Source organism: Methylobacterium sp. C1 (assembly GCF_001854385.1).
Classification (GTDB): Bacteria; Pseudomonadota; Alphaproteobacteria; order Rhizobiales; family Beijerinckiaceae; genus Methylobacterium; species Methylobacterium radiotolerans.
Window position 1 is genome coordinate 1,542,403 of sequence record NZ_CP017640.1, and the last position, 19,842, is coordinate 1,562,244.

At 70.7% G+C, this 19,842-nt stretch carries 18 protein-coding genes; 11 read left to right on the forward strand and 7 right to left on the reverse strand.

What is annotated here, in order from left to right:
• Positions 1-411: 411 nt before the first annotated feature.
• Positions 412-1,302 carry a hypothetical protein gene (locus tag BKE41_RS07260; protein WP_070998937.1) on the reverse strand — a complete coding sequence of 297 codons (891 nt, stop codon included), beginning with the start codon at positions 1,300-1,302 and terminating at the stop codon, positions 412-414.
• A 690-nt stretch (positions 1,303-1,992) separates the two neighbouring features.
• Between BKE41_RS07260 and BKE41_RS30075 the strand changes: the two genes are divergently transcribed.
• Positions 1,993-3,240 (forward strand): HipA domain-containing protein, encoded by a 1,248-nt coding sequence (locus BKE41_RS30075; protein ID WP_083374306.1) that lies wholly within the window; start codon positions 1,993-1,995, stop codon positions 3,238-3,240.
• Positions 3,241-3,688: 448 nt separating this feature from the next.
• On the opposite strand, the gene BKE41_RS07265 is transcribed toward BKE41_RS30075, so the two are convergent.
• Positions 3,689-3,979, reverse strand: coding sequence for a hypothetical protein (locus tag BKE41_RS07265; protein WP_029360403.1), 291 nt, complete (start codon positions 3,977-3,979; stop codon positions 3,689-3,691).
• Positions 3,980-4,186: 207 nt separating this feature from the next.
• Here BKE41_RS07265 and BKE41_RS07270 point away from each other — a divergent pair, with 207 nt between their 5' ends.
• The gene (locus BKE41_RS07270; RefSeq protein WP_058607239.1) at positions 4,187-4,462 is read left to right on the forward strand and encodes a hypothetical protein; all 276 of its coding nucleotides are present in this window, start codon (positions 4,187-4,189) and stop codon (positions 4,460-4,462) included.
• Between the two features lie 19 nt (positions 4,463-4,481).
• Here the strand turns inward: BKE41_RS07270 and BKE41_RS07275 are convergent, their stop codons facing one another.
• The 4 genes from BKE41_RS07275 to BKE41_RS07290 form a co-directional block, all read right to left on the reverse strand.
• On the reverse strand, positions 4,482-4,709 hold the full coding sequence (locus BKE41_RS07275; RefSeq protein WP_070998938.1) for a hypothetical protein: 228 nt from the start codon (positions 4,707-4,709) through the stop codon (positions 4,482-4,484).
• A gap of 116 nt (positions 4,710-4,825) precedes the next feature.
• A complete protein-coding gene (locus tag BKE41_RS07280) occupies positions 4,826-7,999 on the reverse strand; it encodes a CusA/CzcA family heavy metal efflux RND transporter (protein WP_070998940.1) in 3,174 nt (1,057 codons plus the stop codon).
• A gap of 8 nt (positions 8,000-8,007) precedes the next feature.
• Positions 8,008-9,363, reverse strand: coding sequence for an efflux RND transporter periplasmic adaptor subunit (locus tag BKE41_RS07285; RefSeq protein ID WP_083374307.1), 1,356 nt, complete (start codon positions 9,361-9,363; stop codon positions 8,008-8,010).
• Positions 9,364-9,439: 76 nt separating this feature from the next.
• A complete protein-coding gene (locus BKE41_RS07290) occupies positions 9,440-9,637 on the reverse strand; it encodes a polyhydroxyalkanoate synthesis regulator DNA-binding domain-containing protein (RefSeq protein ID WP_029360410.1) in 198 nt (65 codons plus the stop codon).
• Positions 9,638-9,938: 301 nt separating this feature from the next.
• Between BKE41_RS07290 and BKE41_RS07295 the strand changes: the two genes are divergently transcribed.
• The 4 genes from BKE41_RS07295 to BKE41_RS07310 all read left to right on the forward strand — a co-directional run bounded on the left by BKE41_RS07295 (position 9,939) and on the right by BKE41_RS07310 (position 14,130).
• Positions 9,939-10,616: a response regulator transcription factor gene (locus BKE41_RS07295; RefSeq protein ID WP_029360411.1), complete on the forward strand. Its 678-nt coding sequence runs from the start codon at positions 9,939-9,941 to the stop codon at positions 10,614-10,616.
• The gene (locus BKE41_RS07300) at positions 10,609-12,015 is read left to right on the forward strand and encodes an ATP-binding protein (protein WP_070998942.1); all 1,407 of its coding nucleotides are present in this window, start codon (positions 10,609-10,611) and stop codon (positions 12,013-12,015) included. The genes BKE41_RS07295 and BKE41_RS07300 overlap by 8 nt, the downstream gene beginning before the upstream one ends.
• Before the next feature lie 127 nt (positions 12,016-12,142).
• Positions 12,143-13,675, forward strand: coding sequence for a sensor domain-containing diguanylate cyclase (locus BKE41_RS07305; RefSeq protein ID WP_070998943.1), 1,533 nt, complete (start codon positions 12,143-12,145; stop codon positions 13,673-13,675).
• A 206-nt stretch (positions 13,676-13,881) separates the two neighbouring features.
• Positions 13,882-14,130, forward strand: coding sequence for a PilZ domain-containing protein (locus BKE41_RS07310; RefSeq protein WP_012318235.1), 249 nt, complete (start codon positions 13,882-13,884; stop codon positions 14,128-14,130).
• Positions 14,131-14,244: 114 nt separating this feature from the next.
• Here BKE41_RS07310 and BKE41_RS07315 read toward each other — a convergent pair whose 3' ends face one another.
• Positions 14,245-14,973: a GntR family transcriptional regulator gene (locus tag BKE41_RS07315; protein WP_024830661.1), complete on the reverse strand. Its 729-nt coding sequence runs from the start codon at positions 14,971-14,973 to the stop codon at positions 14,245-14,247.
• Between the two features lie 167 nt (positions 14,974-15,140).
• Between BKE41_RS07315 and BKE41_RS07320 the strand changes: the two genes are divergently transcribed.
• The 5 genes from BKE41_RS07320 to BKE41_RS07340 are packed head-to-tail and all read left to right on the forward strand — an operon-like array spanning position 15,141 to position 19,825.
• The gene (locus BKE41_RS07320; protein WP_024830660.1) at positions 15,141-15,899 is read left to right on the forward strand and encodes an aspartate/glutamate racemase family protein; all 759 of its coding nucleotides are present in this window, start codon (positions 15,141-15,143) and stop codon (positions 15,897-15,899) included.
• On the forward strand, positions 15,896-16,990 hold the full coding sequence (locus BKE41_RS07325; RefSeq protein WP_012318238.1) for an ABC transporter ATP-binding protein: 1,095 nt from the start codon (positions 15,896-15,898) through the stop codon (positions 16,988-16,990). The genes BKE41_RS07320 and BKE41_RS07325 overlap by 4 nt, the downstream gene beginning before the upstream one ends.
• Positions 16,991-17,042: 52 nt before the next feature.
• On the forward strand, positions 17,043-18,086 hold the full coding sequence (locus BKE41_RS07330) for an ABC transporter substrate-binding protein (protein WP_012318239.1): 1,044 nt from the start codon (positions 17,043-17,045) through the stop codon (positions 18,084-18,086).
• Positions 18,083-18,988: an ABC transporter permease gene (locus BKE41_RS07335; protein WP_012318240.1), complete on the forward strand. Its 906-nt coding sequence runs from the start codon at positions 18,083-18,085 to the stop codon at positions 18,986-18,988. Before BKE41_RS07330 ends, BKE41_RS07335 begins: the two co-directional genes overlap by 4 nt.
• A gap of 18 nt (positions 18,989-19,006) precedes the next feature.
• Entirely contained in the window at positions 19,007-19,825 is an 819-nt protein-coding gene (locus BKE41_RS07340; RefSeq protein WP_012318241.1) for an ABC transporter permease, read from the forward strand.
• Positions 19,826-19,842: the final 17 nt, after the last annotated feature.

Sequence of the window (19,842 nt, forward strand, 5' to 3'; positions counted from 1 at the left end):
CCCGCGCTGCGCACAGACAGATCGCCGACATCGCCGGATCGAGGCGCCCAGGAGAGGCGACGGCCTCAGCGAGGATGCTGAGGGCGACATGGGTCGCAGCCGCCGGATCGCCCCGGCGTGCAGCGGACCAGTGGGGGGACGGTAGGGGCTGCGCGGCATTCAGGGCAGCGGACAGGCGACGCTGCGCCGCCATATCGAGGGCCTCAGGGGCCAGGACGCGCCACCAGGACAGGGGCAGCGAGAGGTTGGCTGCGTCAGTTGTGCCGGAGAGGCTGGGAGCAGGGTCACGGGCGAGTGTCATTGAGGCAGACCTGGAGAGCACGCCGGCGCGCAGGCGCACGGTGCGGGATCGATGGCGAGCGGGATGGACGCATCAGGTCGCGGCCGCGACCCGATGCCAACGTGTTGCGATCAGGGCGCGAGCGGCCCGGGCGAGTGCGGGTATTTGGCGTTCTCAGGAACGGCGAGGCTCGCCAACGCCATCGTCAGCAGGTCGGGCACGGCCGCGCGCAATCGAGCTTGAAGCGCCGCCGTCACAGTGTCGAGCGCTGCCAAGACCGGGGTCGCAAACAGCTGATCTATAGCCGGTCCGCTCACCGTAAGGTCATCGCCGTACCCGGCCCGTCCATAGACATCGATCAGCACTGCGCGGATCTGCGCGACCTCATAGCCGAGTGAGGTCAGAAACGAGCGGCCTTGGACCTGCGCGCACCGCAGCACCCACTCGACTTGGTGTATTTTCCTAGCCTCATTTTTTCCGGAGCCTCTCTTGACCTCGGCGATGATGGCTCGGCTCTCTTTCCGGTCGACGACGATTAGGTCGAGAAATACCGACTGCGCGACGGCGCCCGCGAGTTCGATCGAGGTCTGGTTGAGCTGGGCGACGCTGCTGGCGCGGACGAGTTCCTGGGTCGGAACGGTGATGGGCATAGCGACATTGCGCAGCACGATGTAGCGCCCGCTTCGCTCCAGGACGTCAGTGATGGCCGCCTCGATGAGGCCCCCGTGCCTCTTGACCATGGAAGCCAGCACGGAGCCGAGTTGCGACAAGCCTGGTCCGAGCAGGGGATCGGGCACAAAGGTCGCCCGGAACGCGCCGTCGAGCGCTGCTTCGACCGCGGCCATCAGTTCGGGTGCGCAGATCTGCGGGATCGCGAACTGGACATGGCCGCAGCCGAGGGCCGCGGCGCTCCCGAGCGGCACGGTGATCCGGCTGGGCGTCGCGGACTCAGGCTGCCTACGCGCGGCCAACCGCTGTCGGCCGCCGCGCTTAACGGCGGGGTGGGGGACGACGATGGTCATGGATGGTTTCCGTCCAGGCGACGCCAACCCGCGCGCCCTTAACCGAATGGCAGGGCGACGAACGGATTCGTTTTTCGCAGCCTCAGGCCTGCGGTGACGAGGGCGTCAGGATTGCGGGATAGCGAGGGGATGCTGAGGCACGGCGTATCGCGTGCCAGCGCGCCTTCAGGCGATCAGGCCGGTTTTCGGGACGGGGAGTGGGACTGCCCGGATTTCATGCATCGGGCCAGTTTCGTCGGCGCGATAACGCCGGTAGGGAAGGTCTCAGCCATGGTCGGTATCCTTGTCCGATACGGATTGTGGTCAGGCCGGCGCTCGGTGCTGCTAACACCGGTGCCGGCCGCTCCCTGCTAAAGAGCGGCGCGGCGTGTGCGGGTGGTCTGCCAGGGACAAACTTGGCGTGGATCGGCGCCTTTGAGAAGGCCGCAGATGCTGCAATATGGTCTTGAGGAAGTCCTTCCTGTCGCGATCGTTAACGGAAGCCTGGCGACCTTTTCCTTGTTGCGGGTGAGCGCTTCACATCGCATGATCGCCTGACGGCCGGGTGGCCGGTTGTGGCCAGCAGATTCTTGCACACTGCACTGATCTTACCGATCCACACAGATCAACGTGGCGACATTTGCCTGTGTGATCACATCAGAGACACAGCGGATGCCATGCTGGATCGCCGCGGGATGATCGTGAGCGGGTATGTGGCGAACCTCTAAGTACAACCGCATTGAAGAAATGCACGTGTTCCGGTCAGGGCAGAGCGGCTATGTGCCCATCGGCCTCTTGGTCTTCGAAGGTGGTTCCTCACGGCGGCTCGGTCGTTTTGCCTATAGCTCCGACTATCTAACTTCAGAAGGACGCAAGCCGATTGACCCCATTGGCCTGCCGCTAAAAAATAAGTGGCGGCCTGCGACCGTGGGAGAGGTCCATCTCGCCTTTCACGATGCAGGCCCTGACGGTTGGGGCAAGGGAATCCTGACCCACGCATATCCGGAACTGGAACTCGGCATGCCGGAGTTTCTGGCTTTGGGCGGCTCGTCGCGTACGGGCGATCTGGCCTTCGGCTCAACGCCGGAGGCTCCTGAAAGGTGGACACCCAGAACGGACGCGGCGCCTGGGTTAGCTCAAAGCGAGGGCGTTCTCGAAGAAATGCTCATCGCAGCAGAAAACTATGAAGGAGGCGAAGCGTCAGCGGATCAACTCGCTAAGCTACTCATGCATAGCTCAGACATTGGAGGAGCTCGACCGAAGGCCCGCATCCGGATTTCAGACAAGGAATGGATCGCAAAATTCTCCACATGGGACGATAGGTTCGACAATCCCAGGGCTGAAGCGGTTTGTCTGGATTTTGCTGAGGCCGCAGGACTTCGAGTCCCAGAGCGCGAACTGCATGTCGTCAACGGTCGGTCGGTTCTCTTGATATCGCGGTTCGACCGGTCCTCGGATGGGGCTCGGTTGTCTTACCTCAGCGCCGGCACTCTGCTGAGTGAACCCGCCTATGGATATGCTACAAGCAAAACCTACCTGGACATCGCATCTGCCGCGCGCCAGATAGGTGCTCAGGATCCGGAACGTGAGATGTTCCGCAGGCTCCTGGTTAACGCCTATCTGCGGAACACCGATGATCATTTACGCAACCACGCCTTAATCAACGATGGGACCGGCTGGCGACTCTCACCGGTATTCGATGTTGTACCGCATCCCTCGGGCACCAAACATGTCTGCGCCCCAGCTCCCGGTATGAGTCGAGAGTGCAACCCGAGCATCGCATTCGCGAGCTATCCCAAATTTGGCCTCTCCGCTGCCGAAGCCACATCGATTCTCGTTGAAATTCATGAAGCAACCTCACGCATCCCGGATTTTTTAGACGCCCGAGGGGTATCTCGACGGGACCAGGAAATGCTCTTGGCATGCTTCGGCTTGCTGCCCAGACCCATCACGTCCTAGCGAAACTCCGGTTGCGAATCAGTGCCGCCTCCTTGAAATTGATCTCATTCGACGGAACGCTTTCAACCTAGAGAGGAAAAAATTGCGTCAAATAAACATACCGCAAACATTAGAGTCCGATTCGCATCTCTACCAAAAATTTAATTTCGACAATAAGGTCAGTTCAAATCACGCCCGAATCTGCCCAGGTAGTGACATGTCGTATTTTCGATTCATATTTCTAACATTAGAATTTATCCCGCGATTAGAAATCTCACCCGATTGGACCGATAAATAACCAATTTGACAAAGCCTCAAGCAAACGTGCAAATTTCCTAAATTAAATCATTGGCTTACAACAGGACAATATCTGATTACTGCGTGACTCTTGATCTCAGTCGAACCGCGAATAATAGACTATGCACGGAGTTAAATTTGCCGGTAGCGCCGGCGTCCGCAATCCTTCAAATTAGGCGGCCCGCGTGCCGGCCACGTCCCGCCCGTGCGCCTGATCCATGATCTCGCCGATCCGCTCGCCCACGGCGACGGCGATCTCCACCGAGGCCGCCCCTTCCGAACCCTGCCGGCAGATCCGGGTCAGGACGTCGGTCACGCGCTGCTCCATGACGCCGAGGATCGCCGCGGCCGCCTGGGGCTGGGCGCCGCGCAGGACCGCCGCGAGGTCGCAATAGGCGTCGTGAAGAAGCTGGAGCGTCAGCCGCTCGACAGCCTGTTCATCTTCCGCCGACAAGGCCCGCATCACGCCCCTCTCCAACGTCCCGCGCTCGACGCCAGAGCCAGTCTTGACCCGATGCGTTAACAAGGCGTGAAGATCGCCGGCGGCCGGCAGGGATCGGCTAACCCATCCGCGAGTCGCGAAGATGCCCCCTCGCTCGCGAGGGGAATGGAACTTGGCGGGGACCCAGTGGGTCAACGCGGCAGGATCCCTCAGCGCGAGAGCTTTTCCATGCGCCGCCTCATCGCCACGCTCACCGCCGCGAGCCTCGGTCTCGCCGCGACCGCCGCGACACCCGCCCTGGCCCAGGTGCAGCAGAACAACCCCAACGCCGCCAACCGATCCATGGAGACGGGCGGCCAGATGCGCGCCCTGCGCCAGGAGCAGACGAGCCAGAGCAACACGCTGCGGATGGACATCCAGCGGAACCAGGCGGCGACGCCCGCCCCGAATACCGGACCGAACACCGTCGGCCCGACCGGGGGCACCGGCGTCATCGGCCGCTGAGCGGGCAGGCCGCGCCGGCCTACACGTCCGGCAGGGGTCGCCCCTTCACCACCACCCGCGGCCAGCGCTCCAGGCCGATCGGCATCAGCACGGCGATCTGCGGCGGCACCGCGGTGCCGCCGAGCAGGCTCTCGAGGGAGATCCGGCAGGCCTCCTCGAGCTCGCCGCGCGTGAGCGCGCCGGAGGTCTTGATGTCGGCGATCAGGAGCGCCGCGATCTCGTGGGCAAAGGCGTCGCCGTCCAACATGCCGGACTCCCGCTCCGTGTCGGGCCAGCATAGGCCCCCGCGGATCGTCCGGGCATCAGCACAGAATTGCGTATCCACATACCGATTGCGGATACGTTGTCGCGCTCCGATCGCGGTCACGGGTCGGCCACCGCGCGTCGGCGCGCCCCGGAGCCGCCGGGCCGCCGCCCGGCGGGGGGCGTGGGCCGGGCGAAGGGCAGGCGCAGGCCGGCGACCGCGGGGTAGATTGCCGGCAACACCACCAGGGTGAGCAGGGTCGCCGAGATCAGGCCGCCGATCACCACGGTGGCGAGCGGCCGCTGCACCTCGGCGCCCGCGCTGGTGGACAGCGCCATCGGCAGGAAGCCCAGGGCCGCCACCAGGGCCGTCATCATCACCGGGCGCAGCCGCATCTCGGCCGCCCGCGTCGCCGCCTCCCGGGGTCCGAGGCCGGACGCCTCCAGGTCCCGGATGTAGCTCGTCAGCACGACGCCGTTCAGGATCGCGATGCCGAAGGTCGCGATGAAGCCGATCGCCGCCGAGATGGAGAACGGCATGTCGCGGAGCGTCAGGGCCAGGATGCCGCCGGTGGCCGCCACCGGCACGTTGAGGAAGATCAGCCCGGCGAGGCGGATGTCGCCGAACATCACCACCAGCAGGACCAGGATCGCCGCGAGCGCGGCGGGCACCACCACGGTCAGCCGGGCGGTCGCCTCCTGGAGGTTCTGGAACTGCCCGCTCCAGACCAGCGAGTAGCGCGGCGGCAGCTTGACCTGCTGGTCGACGGCGGCCTTGGCCGCGTCGACGAAGCTCTGGACGTCCCGGCCGCGGACATTCGCCTGCACGGAGATCCGCCGCTGCAGGCGCTCGCGGCTGATCTGCGCCGGGCCGGAGGCCACGTCCACGCTGGCGACCATCGACAGCGGCACCATCATGCGGCTGCCCGATTCCCGGCCCGGATCGCCGGTGCCGGACCGGCCGACCGGCAGGGCGCGGATCCGCTCGAGGTCGCTGCGGTCGGCCGGGTCGAGCCGCACCACGATCTCGGTGATCGAGTTGTCGTCGCCGTAGACGACGCCGCTGGTCCGCCCGCCGATGCTCTCGACCATGTCGAGCACGTCCGAGACGTTGATGCCGTAGCGGGCCGCCTTGGCGCGGTCGACCTGGATCGTGAGCGCCGGCATGCCGGCCTGCGCCTCGGCCTTCACGTCCGCCGCCCCGTCGACCCCGGAGACCGTGCGCACGATGGCGTCGGCCGTGTCCTTGAGGGTCTTCAGGTCGTCGCCGTAGAGGCTGATCGCCACGTCGCCGCGCACGCCCTCCAGCAGGTCGTCCATGCGCATCTGGATCGGCTGGGAGAAGCTGTAGGCCACTCCCGGCACCTCCTCCTTGAGGCGCTTGTCGAAGGCCGCCACGAGGCCCTCCTGCGTCTCGGCGGTCTTCCAGGTGGCCGGATCGGTGAGGGTGATGAAGCTGTCGGTCGATTCGACGCCCATCGGGTCGGTCGGGATCTCGGCGCTGCCGGTGAGCGAGACGACGCGCTTCACCTCCGGGAACGACTTCAGCACCCGCTCGATGCGGGTCACCGTGGCGAGCGAGGCGGAGAGATCGATGCCGGGCAGCTTCTCGGAGGTGATCACGATCGAGCCCTCCGAGAGCTTCGGCAGGAACTCGCCGCCGAGCCGGGTCGCCAGCACGCAGGAGCCCGCGAAGAGGGCGAGCGTCGCCAGCACCGTCACGAGGGCGTGCCGCTCGGCGGCCATGAGCATCGGCGTGTAGGCGGCCCGCATCCAGTGGACGAGGCGCGTCTCGCGCTCGCCGACGCCGCGGCCCGAGAGGAAGATCGCGGCGAGCGCCGGCATCAGCGTCATGGTGACGATCAGCGAGCCCGAGAGCGCCAGGATGACGGTCAGCGCCATCGGCACGAACATCTTGCCGGCCACGCCCTCCAGCGCGAGGATCGGCACGTAGACCAGGATGATGATCGCCACCGCGAACATCACGGGCTTGGCCACCTCGGCGGCGGCGTCGCGGATCAGGTCCGCGGGCGGCCGGTCCGGATGCTCGCCGCGGGCGCGCAGGACATTCTCGACCATCACCACCGCGCCGTCGACGATCAGGCCGAAATCGATGGCGCCGAGGCTCATCAGGTTGCCCGAGAGGCCGAGCAGCCGCATGCCCGCGAAGGCCATCAGCATCGCGAGCGGGATCGCGGCCGCCACGATCAGCCCGGCGCGGAGGTTGCCCAGCAGCAGCAGCAGGACGACGATGACGAGCACCGCGCCCTCGAGGAGGTTGTGCTCGACGGTGTGGATCGTGCGGTCCACGAGCGCGCTGCGGTCGTAGTAGGGCACGATCTCCATGCCCGGCGGCAGTTGCGGGCGCAGGTCGTCGATCGTCTTCTTGACCTGCCCGACCACCGCGCTGGCATTCTCCCCGAGCTGCATCAGCGCGATGCCCACGACCGTCTCGCCCTGCGCGTCGTGCGTCACGGCCCCGAGCCGGACCTTCGGCGCCTCGACCACCTGGCCCAGCGTCCCGAGGGTGACCGGCACGCCGCCGGGTCCCGTGGCGACCACGATGTTGGCGATGTCCTCCGGCCCCTTGGCGAGGCCGAGGCCGCGGATCGTCTCCTGCTGGTCGTTGTGCTCGATATAGGCGCCCCCGCGGGCGGCGTTGTTGTCGGTCAGCGCCGTGAAGACCTGGGCGAGGCCGACGCCGTAGCGGCGGAGCGCGTCGGCCGAGACCCGGACCTCGTAGGTCGGCATCTGGCCGCCGTAGATGTTGACGTCGGCGATGCCGGGGGTCAGCTTCAGCTTCGGCGCGATCGTCCATTGCAGGGTGCGGCGGAGCTGCATCGGCGTGTAGGCGGGCCCGCGCAGCTCGAACTGGTAGATCTCGCCGAGGCCGGTCGCCATCGGGCCCATCTGCGGGTCGCCGACGCCCGCCGGCATCATGCCCTTGGCCGCCGGCAGGCGCTGGAACACCTGACTGCGCGCCTCGGTGATCGACATCCCGTCCGCGAAGGTGACGTAGACCGCCGAGACCCCGGCCCGCGAGGTCGAGCGGATCCCGGTGAGACTCGGCGCCCCCGCCATGGCGTTCTCCACCGGGAAGGTGACGAGCCGCTCGACCTCCAGCGCGCCGAGTCCCGGCGACAGGGTCAGGATCATCACCTGCTTGGGCGAGATGTCGGGCACCGCGTCGATCGACAGGCCTTCGAGGTTGGCCACACCGCCCGCCGCCGCGGCGAGCGCGATCATCAGCACGAGGAACCGGCGGCGGACCAGGAGAGCGAACCACGACCGCATCGGGGGCCTCAATCCGTCGAGCCGAGCAGGCTGCGCAGCAGGATCGCCTTGAGCCCGAAGCTGCCCTGCGTCGCCACGCTCTCCCCGGCCGCGACGCCGCTCTGCACCTCGACCCAGTCGGAGCGCTGGATCCCGAGTTTCAGGGCGCGCCGCTCGAACCGGTCCTCGGCCGCGCGCACGAAGGCGATCGGCCCCTGCTCGGTCTGCTGGATGGCGGCGGCCGGGACCGTGACCCCGTTGCGGCCGAGATCCGCCGCGATCGTCACGGACACGAACATGTTGGCGCGCAGCAGATCGCCGGGGTTGTCGAGCTCGATCCGGGCGGGCGCCGTGTTGGTGGCCGGATCCAGGGCGGCGTTCACCGAGCGGACCCGGCCCTCGAAGGGAGCGTGACCCGGAACCGGGCTCTCCACGGAGGCGGTGTCGCCGGCCTTCACCCGCCCGAGATCGGGCCCGTAGAGGTTGGCCAGCACGAGGATGCGGGTCGGATCGGCAACCGTGAAGGCGTCGCGGGTGGTGTCGACGACCTCGCCCAGGGTCACGCCGACGCTGGTCACGACGCCCTGTATCGGGGTCACGACGGCGCTGGTGCCCGGGGCCGCCCCCTCGGTCGGGGCGAGGCGCTGGTACTGCGCCCGGTACATCTCGGCGTTGGCCTGGGCCGATTTCACCGCCGCCTGCGCCTTGGCGAGATCGACCTGCCGCCGCTCCACCTCGGCCTGCGCGACGCCGCCGAACTTGAGCTGCTCCTGCCCGCGCTTGAGCTGCAGCGCGGCCACCGCCTCGGAGGCCTGCGCCTCGCCAAGGGAGGCCTGCCCGGCGAGATAGCCGTTGCGCGCGTCGAGGAGGCCGGCGGCGTCGAGGGTCGCGAGGGTCTCGCCCGCCTGGACCCGGTCGCCGGGCTGGACCACGAGGCTCAGCACCCGCCCCTGCGTGCGCGGCTTGAGATGGGTCACCCGCCGCTCGTCGAAGGCGACGGTGCCGGGGACGCGCACCGGCAGCACGATCCGGCGGGTCTCGGCCGTCCCGAAGGCGAGGCCGATCCGCTTCTGCCCCGCCGCGTCCAGGGTGACACGGTCGGGCTCCGCCGGCGCGGTGTCGGCCGCGCCGGTCACGGCCTGCGCCGCGGGCGCCAGCCCGAGTCGCTCGCGGAGCGCGTCCCGATAGACCCAGCCCGCCGCCGCGAGGAGGACGAGGACGAGGGCCAGCCAGACCCGCACGCCGCCGCGGCGGCCGGCGTCGCGGGCCTCCGCGGTGCCGGCCGCGTCCGGCTCTTGCCCGGAGGGCGCGCCCGCGTCGGCGCGCCCGGCGTCGCGGCGGCCGACGTCACGGTCGCCGGCATCCGTCTCGGTGGTCAGCGTCATGGGTACGCCCGCCGGGACTGCCGGCCACCGGCGGCTCCCCCGGCCCGCCGCGCGCGCGCGCTCGTGCTGCGCGCGCTCACGCGTCGAGGCCCGGCCGGAGCACGTCCTCGGTCACGAAGCGGCCGGTCTCGACCTCGCGGACCACGACCTCGTAGCCGGCGCCGCGCATCTCCTTGAGCCGGTCGAGGGTGACGTAGGTCCCGGTCTCGACATCGTAGAGGCGGCTTCCGACGTAGCGGTTGATCAGGCGCCGGGGGCGCCGCTTCCTAGGCATGCGCCGCCATCCGCGCGAGGGACGTGCGGCCGCGGGGCGGGCAGGGGCGGCGGGACCGGGTCGGCATCGGGGGTATCCGGCAGGCGCGCCGTCCGGCGGCCGAGCGGGGCGCCGGTACGGGATAGAGTCATTCCAATAAAGGGGGCCAAGCCGATGCGGTGCCATTAAATTCGGGTTCATGGTGGCCCGCCCGGGGCGATTTGCGCGGCGAAGTCCGGCACAAGGGAAGGGCGTCGGTGACCCGCGTCGGGGATCGGGGCAGGGCATTGGGGCGAAGCACGCACCGAAGCGGGGGCCGCGCGTGGCGAAGCTGCTGCTGATCGAGGACGATTCGGAGACGGCCGGGGACGTCCGCGACGACCTGCGCGGGCGCGGCCACGACGTCGTCTGGGCCGCGACCGGACCGGACGGGGCCCGGGCGGCACGGGACGGCGGCTGGGGCGCGATCATCCTCGACCGGATGCTGCCCGGGCAGGACGGCCTGAGCGTGCTCCAGGATCTGCGCCGGGACGGGGACCGGACCCCGGCCCTGGTCCTGAGCGCGCTGGGCGACGTCGACGAGCGGATCCGCGGCCTGCGGGCCGGCGGCGACGACTACCTCGCCAAGCCCTTCGCGCTCGGCGAGCTCGCGGCGCGCATCGAGGCGCTGCTGCGGCGCCCGGTCGACAGCCGCGAGACGGTCCTGCACGTGGGCAGCCTCGCGATCGACCTGATCGCCGGCACGGGCCGGCGCGGCGCCCGCGACCTGGAGCTGCTGCCGCGCGAGCTCAAGCTCCTCGAATATCTGATGCGCCGCCCCGGCCAGATCGTGACCCGGGCGATGCTGTTCGAGGAGGTCTGGAACTACCGGTTCACGCCCAAGTCCAACCTGATCGACGTCCATGTCGGGCGCCTGCGCCGGAAGCTGGAGGCGGCCGGCGAGCCGCCCCTGATCCACAGCGTGCGCGGCACCGGGTTCACGCTGTCGCCCGATGCTTGACCTGCCCCGCCCGGCCGACCTGCTGCGCTCCACCGCGCTGCGCTGGGCGCTCGGCATCGCCCTGTGGTCGGCCCTGCTCGCCCTGGCGATGTTCGCCTTCGTCTACTGGCAGACGGCCGACTACCTGCGCGAGGAGCTCGCCGAGACGCTCCGGCTGGAGGTGCGGGCGGCCGCGGCCGACCCCGCCGCCGCGGCGAACCGGGTCGACACGTGGATCGCCATGGACGTCCACGCCACCCATTACGGCGGCCTGTTCGCCCCGGACGGGGCGCGCCGGGTCGGCAATCTCGGGGCGATCCCGGACCGCCTGGCGCGCGACGGCGACGCGTACCGGGTGAGCGCGACGGTCGACCTCGCCGGGCGCCGGCTCCAGGACGAGATCTGGGCGGCCGCGCTCGGGCTGCCGGACGGCAGCACCGTGGTGATCGCGCACGACACCGACGAGATCGACCGGGTGCGGGCCACGACCCTGCGCGCCCTCGGCCTCGGGCTCGTCCCGACGCTGGCGCTCTCCCTGCTGGGCGGCCTGCTGCTCACGAGCCGCGCCCGCCGCCGCCTCGCCGCCACCGAGGCCGCCGTGGCCGAGGTGATGCGCGGCGATCTCGGCAAGCGCCTGCCGGTCGGACCGCGGGACGACGAGTTCGACCGGCTGACCCGGACCGTGAACCGGATGCTCGACGAGATCGAGCACCTCATGGGCGAGGTCCGCAGCGTCGGCGACGCGGTCGCCCACGACCTGCGCACGCCGCTCACCCGCCTGCGCGCCCGGCTCGAGCGCACCCGGTCCCAGGCCCGAACCGTCGCGGAATTTCACGAGGCCATCGACCAGGGGCTCGTGTGGATCGACCAGACGCTCGCCATGGTCACCGCCGTCCTGCGGATCGGCGAGATGGAGGACGGCCGGCGCCGCGGCGCGTTCGCGCGAGTCGATCTCGGCGAGGTGGCGGCCGTGGCGGTCGAGTTCCACGCGCCGCTCGCCGAGGAGAAGGACATCGACCTCGCGCTCGCAGCGCCGCCGGGGCCGCATCCCGTCCACGGCGACCGCGACCTGTGCTTCGAGGCCTTCTCGAACCTCCTCGACAATGCCCTGAAGTTCACGCCGCCCGGCGGCCGCGTCGCGGTCGGATTGCAGCGCACCGAGACCGCGATCGTCGCGACCGTCGCCGATACCGGCCCGGGGCTGCCGCCGGGGGAGCGCAGCCAGGTGTTCCGCCGCTTCTACCGCGCGGAGGCGGCGCGCCGGACCGCCGGCCACGGCCTCGGCCTGAGCCTCGTGGCGGCGATCGCCGACCTCCACGGGGCCCCCGTGACCATCGCCGAGGCGGCGGGCGGCGGCTGTCTGGTCACGCTGCGCTTCCCGCCGGCCGGCGCCGATCCCGAGGGGGCGGCGGCGCGATGACCGCGGCGCGGATTGCCGCCGTCCACCGCGATTCGCACCCATCGGCCTCGGCCGGAAAACCGCGAAAGCCGCGGTTAAGGCTCTCCATGCCAGAGCGCGGCGACGAAACGCCGTCCGCGGAGGGCCGATGAACGTCTGGCGACGCGTCGCCCCGTGGTTCCGCTCGGCGCGCACCTGGATCGCCCTCGGCATCCTGGCCCCGCTGGGCATGGTCGTGACGTCCGGCCTGATGCTGGCCGACCTGCGGCGCGACGCCTGGGCCAGCGCGGACCAGACATCCTGGAACCTCCTGCAGGTCCTCGAACGCGACATCGCGCGCAACATCGAGATGTACGATCTCTCGATCCGCGCCGCCGTCGACAACCTGAAGGTGCCGGGCCTGACCGAGGCCGATCCGCGCCTGCGCCAGCTCATCCTGTTCGACCGCGCCGCGACCGCCCGCGACATGGGCGTGATGCTGGTCCTGGACGAGCGGGGCGACGTGGTCGCCGACATCGCGGCCGTCCCGCCCCGCAAGGGCAACTACGCGGATCGCGAGTACTTCCAGGTCCACCAAGCGAGCGCCGGGCTCGGCCTCTACGTCGGGCGCCCGATCGTGTCGCGGCTGAACGGCGAGCGGATGCTGCCGTTCAGCCGCCGCATCGACAAGCCCGACGGCAGCTTCGGCGGCGTGGTTCTCGGCACCGTGAAGCTGTCCTACTTCTCGCACCTGTTCAGCGAGATCGACCTCGGGCCGGGCGGGGCCATCAACCTGTACCTGACCGACGGCACCCGCATCATGCGCTATCCCTACGTGGAGGCCGATCTCGGGGCGAACATCGCGCAGGCGCCGACCTTCAGGCGGTTCCTGCGGGACGGGCGGGGCAGCTTCGTCAGCGCCTCCGTGCGCGACGGCGTCGAGCGGAGCTACACGTTCACGCGGATCGGGACCTTGCCGCTGATCCTGAACGTCGCCCTGTCCACGAAGGACGTGGAGGCGGACTGGGCCGCGAAGGCGGCCATCATCGGCGGCATCGTGCTGGCCCTGTGCGGCCTCACGATCGCGCTGTCGCTCCTGTTCGGGCGGGAGCTGCGCCGCCGCGAGGCGCTGAGGGCCGAGATGGCCGCACTGTCGCGCACCGACGCCCTGACCGGCCTGCCGAACCGCCGCTGCTTCGAGGACGCCCTCCGGCGAAACCTGGACGCGGCCCGGCGCGACGGTCAGCCCCTGTCGCTGCTCATCGTCGACGCGGACCATTTCAAGCGCTTCAACGACCGCTACGGGCACCCGGTGGGCGACGCGATCCTGCAGGGCTTGGCGCGCTGCCTCGCGGCGAGCGTGCACCGCCCCCAGGATCTCGTCAGCCGCATCGGCGGCGAGGAGTTCACCCTGCTCCTGCCCGAGACGGACGAGGCCGGCGCCCTGCGGGTCGCCGACACGGTCCATGCCGAGGTGGCGAAGCTGACCGTCGAGTCGGCCGGCCTCGGGGCGGGGACCGTGACGGTCAGCATCGGGCTCGCCTCCGTGCGACCGGGCAGCGACCGGAGCGCGCCCCTGCCGGACCCGTACCGGCTGGCGGACGGCGCCCTGTACGAGGCCAAGAACGGCGGCCGCAACCAGACCCGCAGCGTCGCGCCGCCGCCCCCGCGGGGAGCCCTTCAACTGGTGCGGACGTCCTGACCCGCGCGCCGGCGCGCTTTCGCGGAGCGCTTTGACGGAATCGACACGAACTTCGTGGTCTCCTGGGCGGGATGGCGGCCGGCCCGGAGAGGGCCCGACGTCGTCGCGTCGGGACGAGGCGGGTGGGTGGCGACCCTCCGTGCCGCGGACCTGCGGAGCGCGCGCGGATCCGGTGGGGTCCGGCCCGCAACCATAGGGTAACGAGGATGGACGACAGACGCGCCGCGCCCCGCAGACGGACCCTGCTCGAGGGCCATATCGAACTCGCCGGAGGCGGCGTGATCGACTGCACGATCCGCAACATGTCGGACGGGGGCGCCCGCCTCAGGGTCGTCAGCGTGATCGGCGTGCCCGACGCGTTCGTGCTGGCCTACGGGGCCGACGGCCAGCGGCGGCCGGCGCGCGTCACGTGGCGCCAGGAGACCGAGCTCGGGGTCGCGTTCGGCGACGCCTGACGGGCGGCGGCCGAGGCTTCCACGCCCACCCGTGTTGAGGGGCGGATCGGATGGGCGTGGAAGGCCAGCGTCCGGCTGGTGACCCACCGATGCGGCGACAGGGTTAACGCTTCGTTATCGGGCCGCGGGGTCCGCGCGCCGCGCCTGGAGCGTCTCGGCGATCACCACGCCGGTCCGCAGGACGTGGCGATGGGCGACGGATCCGGCCGCGGCGGCGTCCCGCGCGGCGAGGGCCTCGAACAGGTCCCGGTGCTCGCGCGCCGATTCCTCCCAGCGGCTGCCGCTGGAGAGCGCGCGCAGGCGGGCCCACTGGGCCCGGGCCTGGAGCGGCGCGTGGGCCTCCGCCAGCGGGCGGTTCCGGGCGGCCGTGACGATCGTCCGGTGGATCTCCTGGTTCAGGGCGAAATAGGCGTCGAGCACTTGGTCCCGGTGCATCCGGTCGAGCTGCGCCTGCTTGCCGCGCAGCAGGTCCATCAGGTCTTCGGAGATCCGCGGCGCCGCGAGTTCGGCGGTCAGCCGCTCGATCCCGGCGAGCGCCTCGAACAGTTCGAGGATCTCCTCCGGCGTCCAGTCCGGGACGCGCGCGCTGCGGTTCTGGTGCAGCTCGACCAGCCCCTCCGCCGCCAGGAGCTTGAGGGCCTCCCGCAGCGGGGTCCGGGAGATCCCGAGCGCCGCGGAGAGGTCCGTCTCCACCAGGGTCGCGCCGGCCGGCAGCGCGCCGCGCACGATCATGTCCTTGAGCCGGGCCGCCGCCTGCGCGTGCAGCGCGGTCCGCGGCACCTGCGCGGCCGGGACGACCAGGGCCTTGCGGGGCCGGCCCCGGCGGCGTGCCACCACGTCCATCGATCCTCCCGTTCCACCGCGCCAGCCTAGCGCGTCCGGCCACCCGATCGGTGTTCCATTTTTCAGCCTGTTGCGCTGACATATCATGCAGTTGCGCAAATTGCATGCAGCATGCAGAAAATACCTTGTCGCCCGTCCAGGCCTGTCGGATGCTCGGTGCATCGGGGATGGATGCGATGGAACGACCGAACCGCACGACGCGTCTGGGCATGCTGACGCCCTCGTCGAACAGCGTCCTCGAGCCGGCCACCGCCCATCTGCTGGCCGGGCACGCGGGCGTGAGCGCCCATTTCGCCCGCTTCCGCGTGACGGAGATCGGCCTGTCGCCGGCGGCCCTGGACCAGTTCGACCCCGAGCCGATCCTGGCGGCGGCCGACCTGCTCGCCGATGCCCGGGTCGCCGCGATCCTGTGGAACGGCACCTCCGGCGCGTGGCTCGGCTTCGACGCGGACGAGCGCCTGAGCGCCGCGATCACCGACCGGACCGGATGCCCGGCCTCCACCGCCGCGCTCGCCTTCCGCGCCCTGTTCCGCGCCCGGGGCTTCCGGCGGATCGGCCTCGTCACGCCCTATACCGGCGACGTGCAGCGCCGGATCCAGGCCAACTGGGGCGCGGCCGGTCTCGATTGCGGCGCCGAGCGCCATCTCGGCCTGTCGGAGAACTTCGCCTTCGCGGAAACCGGTCCGGAGGCCATCGCCGGCATGGTCCGCGCGGTGGCGTCCGAGGGCGTCGACGCGGTGGCGATCGTGTGCACGAACCTCGCGGGCGCCGCGCTCGCCCCGGCCCTGGAGGCCGAGCTCGGCGTGCCGGTGGTCGATTCGGTGGCCGTGACCCTGTGGAAGGGCCTGGACCTCGCCGGCTGCCCGACCGCGCACCTCGCCGCGCACGGCCGCGCCTTCGCGGCGGGCGGGGAGGGCCGTCCGTGAGCGCCGGGACCACCCTGATCCTCGACGGGATCACGCAGCGCTACGGCTCGGCCCTCGCCGTCGACACCGTGACCCTCGACATCAGGGGCGGGGAACTCGTCGCCCTGCTCGGGCCCTCGGGCTGCGGCAAGACCACCCTGCTGCGGGCGGTGGCGGGCTTCCTGAAGCCCACGGAGGGGCGCGTCATCATCGGCGGTCAGGCGGTCGACCACCTGCCGCCGAACCGGCGCACCGTCGGCATCGTGTTCCAGAACTACGCCCTGTTCCCCCACATGAGCGTCGCCGACAACGTCGCCTACGGCCTCGCGGCGCGGGGCGTCGGTCGGGCCGAGCAGAGGGCGCGGGTCGCCGAGATGCTGGCGCTGGTGCGGCTGGAGCACCTCGCCGGGCGCTACCCGCGGGAGATGTCGGGCGGCCAGCAGCAGCGGGTTGCGCTGGCCCGGGCGCTCGCCGTGCGCCCGTCGATCCTGCTCCTCGACGAGCCCTTCGCGGCCCTCGACAAGAACCTGCGCCTCGACATGCAGATCGAGATCAAGCGCATCCAGCGCAGCGCCGGCACCACCACGCTGATCGTCACGCACGACCAGGAAGAGGCCCTGTCGATGGCCGACCGGGTCGCCGTGCTCAACGCCGGCCGGCTGGAGCAGTTCGCCCCCCCGACCGACGTCTACGACCGCCCCGAGACGCTGTTCGTCAACACCTTCGTGGGCACGGCCAACGTCCTGCACGGCCGGCTCGCGACGGAGCCAGGCGGCGCCCGCGCGGTGGCCCTGGAGGCGGGCGGCCTGCTCCCCGCCGCCACGTCCCTGCCGGACGGGACCCGGGTCGCCGCCTGCCTGCGACCCGAGCACGTCGCCTTCGCGGAAGAGAGAGCGGGGTCCGGGGACGGGGAGGGGCTCGACGGCGCGGTCGAGGTCGGCCTGCCGCTCGGCGCCACCCTGGTCCACGAGATCCGCCTCGACGGCGGCGCCCGCCTGAAGACCGCCGAGCCGCGCGCGGCGGGCGCCCGGCCCCGGCCGCCCGGAACCCGTGTGCGCCTGCGCCCGACCGCCCCCGAGCGGGTCAGCGTCTTCCCCGATCCCCGCCACTGAGGCCGCGCCCGCCGCAGCCGCGCCAGTCGACACCGAGCCAGGAGAGCCGACCATGACCCTGCACCGCCGCAGCCTCCTCGCCGGCGCCCTGACTCTCGGCGCCGCCCAGGCCTTCCCGGGCCTGTCCCGCGCGCAGGCGCGCAAGCTCGTCTTCGCGACCTTCACGGGGAGCTGGGAGGAGGCGCACCGGGCCGTGCTGGTGCCGGCCTTCCGCAAGAGCTCGGGCGGCGACGTCATCCTCGATCCGATGCTCTCGGTCGACCAGATCGCCAAGGTCCAGGCCGCCCGCGCCAACCCGCCGATCGACGTGATGCTGCACGATCCGGGCCCCGCCCTCACGGCCATCGCCCAGGACCTCGTCGAGCCCTACCCAACGGCCCAGTCCGCCCATTACGGCGACCTGATCGCCGACGCGCAGGAGCCGATGGGCCCGGCGCCGTTCTTCCAGATCGTCGGCCTGACCTACAATCCCGAGAAGGTGAAGACGCCGCCGACCTCCTGGGCCGACCTGTGGAAGCCCGAGTACAGGGGCCGGGTCGGCATCACCAACCTGAACTCGACGCTCGGCACCGGCTTCCTCGTGGAGATCGCCCGGATGCACGGCGGCTCGGAGACCGACGTCGAGCCGGGCTTCAAGGCGCTGGAGGCGCTCAAGCCGAACCTCGCCGCCGTCGCGGCCAACCCGGGCGCCCTGGCGGCCCTCTACCAGCAGGAGCAGGTCGACATCGGGCCGGGCAACTTCAACGCGATCCAGATCCTGAAGGCCCGGGGCGTGCCGGTGGAGTTCGCCGCGCCCAAGGAGGGCATCATCGCCTTCAAGACGACGATCCACATCGTCAAGAACACCCCGGTGAAGGAGCTGGCCTTCAAGCTGATCGAGGCCGCCCTGTCGCCGGAGGTGCAGGCCAAGCTGATGCAGAGCCCCTACCTGATCGTGCCGACCAACCGGAAGGTCGCGATGGAGGGCGAGGTCGCCAAGGTCCTGGCGAAGGACGCCGAGGAGCTGAAGCGCAAGTCGGTGTTCCAGGACTGGGCCGCGATCAACCGCGGCCGGCCGGCCTGGATCGAGCGCTTCAACCGCGAGATCCGGGTGTGACGGCCGGGCCGGCCATCGCGGCGGCGGGCCCGGTCGCCGCGCCCCTCCGCCCGGGCCGCGCCTGGACGGCGGCCTACGACATCCGCCTCGCGCTGCCGCTCGGGGCGTTCTTCCTCGTCTTCTTCCTGGCGCCGCTGGCGCTGCTGCTGCTCGTGAGCTTCTACGCCGATCCGGCCATGACCCGGTTCGGCCTCGACCAGTACGCCCGGTTCCTGCTCGACCCGTTCTCCCTGCGGGTGCTCGGCGCGACCCTGTGGCTCGGCGCCGAGGTCACGGCGCTGACCCTCCTGCTCGGCCTGCCGCTGGCGCTGCTCCTGACCTGGGCGCCCGGCCGGCTGCGCGGCCTGCTGACCCTGATCGTGCTGCTGCCGCTGCTCACGAGCGTGGTGGTGCGGACCTTCGCGTGGATCGTGATCCTGGGGCGCCAGGGCATCGTCAACGCCGCGCTCCTCGGCCTCGGCCTCACCGACGCGCCGCTGAAGCTGCTCTACACCGAGGGCGGCCTCGTCCTGGCGCTGGCGCAGGTGCAGCTGCCGCTGATGGTCCTGCCCCTGGTCACCGCCCTGTCGCGGATCGACCCCAACCTCGCCGACGCCTCGGCGGCGCTCGGGGCGGGGGCGTGGCGCACCTTCGTGCGGGTGACCCTGCCGCTCTGCCTGCCCGGCATCGTGGCGGGCTGCCTGCTGACCTTCGCGGCGGCGATCACCGCCTTCATCACCCAGTCGCTGATCGGCGGCGGGCAGATGCTGTTCATGCCCATGTACCTGTACCAGCAGGCCTCATCGCTCAACAACTGGCCGTTCGCGGCGGCGATCGCGATCGTCTTCCTCGTGGCGGTGCTCGCCTGCGTCACGCTCCTCAACCTCGCGGGCCGCCTGTCGCGCGGCTACGCGCAGGCCTGAGGTCACCTGGAGGTCACCATGCGGACGAGCCTGCGGCGCGATCTCGACTGGTTCAGCTTCCACGGCGCCGTGCTGCTGCTCGCCGGGCTCTGCCTCGTCCTGCTGGCGGCGCCGACCGTGATCGTCGTGGTGGTGTCGTTCACCAGCGGCTTCTCCCTGCGCTTCCCGCCGCCCGGCTACGCCCTGCGCTGGTACGCGGCGCTCGCGGAGGCCGAGCAGCTGCAGGCCGCCGCCTGGAACAGCCTCGTGGTGGCGGGCTGGACGACCCTGCTGTCGGTGGTTCTGGGCACCGCCGCGGCGCTCGCCATCGCCCGGTCGCGGCGGCTCTCCGCGCGGCTCCTCGACAGCCTGTTCCTGTCGCCGCTGGTCCTGCCGGCCCTGGCCTTCGGGCTCGCGGCGCTGATGCTGTTCAGCCTCGCGGGGATCCCGGTCTCGCCGCTGACCCTCGTCCTCGGCCACACCGTGGTCTGCGTGCCCTACGTGGTCCGCACCACCGTGGCGGCCCTGTCGCAGATGGACCCGGTGCTCCTCGAGAGCTCGACCTCCCTCGGCGCTTCGCGCCTCTACACGTTCCGCCGGGTGACCCTGCCGCTGATCCGGCCCGGGATCCTGGCCGGGGGCTTCATCGCCTTCATGGCGAGCTTCGACAACGTCCCGGTCTCGCTGTTCCTGCGCGACGCCGCCACCGACATGCTGCCGATCCGCATGTGGCAGGACCTGGAGGGCCGCCTCGACGTCACGGTGGCGGCGGCCTCCAGCCTGCTGATCCTCGCGACCGTGGTGCTCGCCGCCGTGATGGAGCGGGCCGCCGGCCTGTCCCGCCGGATGGCCGGCTGAAGTGCCCGGAGCCCTCG

What these genes read in the sequence shown, in the direction of transcription:
- BKE41_RS07260 (WP_070998937.1), bottom strand. Translation starts at nt 1,302, where the DNA reads ATGACCATCGTCGTCCCCCACCCCGCCGTTAAGCGCGGCGGCCGACAG.
- BKE41_RS30075 (WP_083374306.1), top strand. Translation starts at nt 1,993, where the DNA reads ATGTGGCGAACCTCTAAGTACAACCGCATTGAAGAAATGCACGTGTTC.
- BKE41_RS07265 (WP_029360403.1), bottom strand. Translation starts at nt 3,979, where the DNA reads ATGCGGGCCTTGTCGGCGGAAGATGAACAGGCTGTCGAGCGGCTGACG.
- BKE41_RS07270 (WP_058607239.1), top strand. Translation starts at nt 4,187, where the DNA reads ATGCGCCGCCTCATCGCCACGCTCACCGCCGCGAGCCTCGGTCTCGCC.
- BKE41_RS07275 (WP_070998938.1), bottom strand. Translation starts at nt 4,709, where the DNA reads ATGTTGGACGGCGACGCCTTTGCCCACGAGATCGCGGCGCTCCTGATC.
- BKE41_RS07280 (WP_070998940.1), bottom strand. Translation starts at nt 7,999, where the DNA reads ATGCGGTCGTGGTTCGCTCTCCTGGTCCGCCGCCGGTTCCTCGTGCTG.
- BKE41_RS07285 (WP_083374307.1), bottom strand. Translation starts at nt 9,363, where the DNA reads ATGACGCTGACCACCGAGACGGATGCCGGCGACCGTGACGTCGGCCGC.
- BKE41_RS07290 (WP_029360410.1), bottom strand. Translation starts at nt 9,637, where the DNA reads ATGCCTAGGAAGCGGCGCCCCCGGCGCCTGATCAACCGCTACGTCGGA.
- BKE41_RS07300 (WP_070998942.1), top strand. Translation starts at nt 10,609, where the DNA reads ATGCTTGACCTGCCCCGCCCGGCCGACCTGCTGCGCTCCACCGCGCTG.
- BKE41_RS07305 (WP_070998943.1), top strand. Translation starts at nt 12,143, where the DNA reads ATGAACGTCTGGCGACGCGTCGCCCCGTGGTTCCGCTCGGCGCGCACC.
- BKE41_RS07310 (WP_012318235.1), top strand. Translation starts at nt 13,882, where the DNA reads ATGGACGACAGACGCGCCGCGCCCCGCAGACGGACCCTGCTCGAGGGC.
- BKE41_RS07315 (WP_024830661.1), bottom strand. Translation starts at nt 14,973, where the DNA reads ATGGACGTGGTGGCACGCCGCCGGGGCCGGCCCCGCAAGGCCCTGGTC.
- BKE41_RS07320 (WP_024830660.1), top strand. Translation starts at nt 15,141, where the DNA reads ATGGATGCGATGGAACGACCGAACCGCACGACGCGTCTGGGCATGCTG.
- BKE41_RS07330 (WP_012318239.1), top strand. Translation starts at nt 17,043, where the DNA reads ATGACCCTGCACCGCCGCAGCCTCCTCGCCGGCGCCCTGACTCTCGGC.
- BKE41_RS07340 (WP_012318241.1), top strand. Translation starts at nt 19,007, where the DNA reads ATGCGGACGAGCCTGCGGCGCGATCTCGACTGGTTCAGCTTCCACGGC.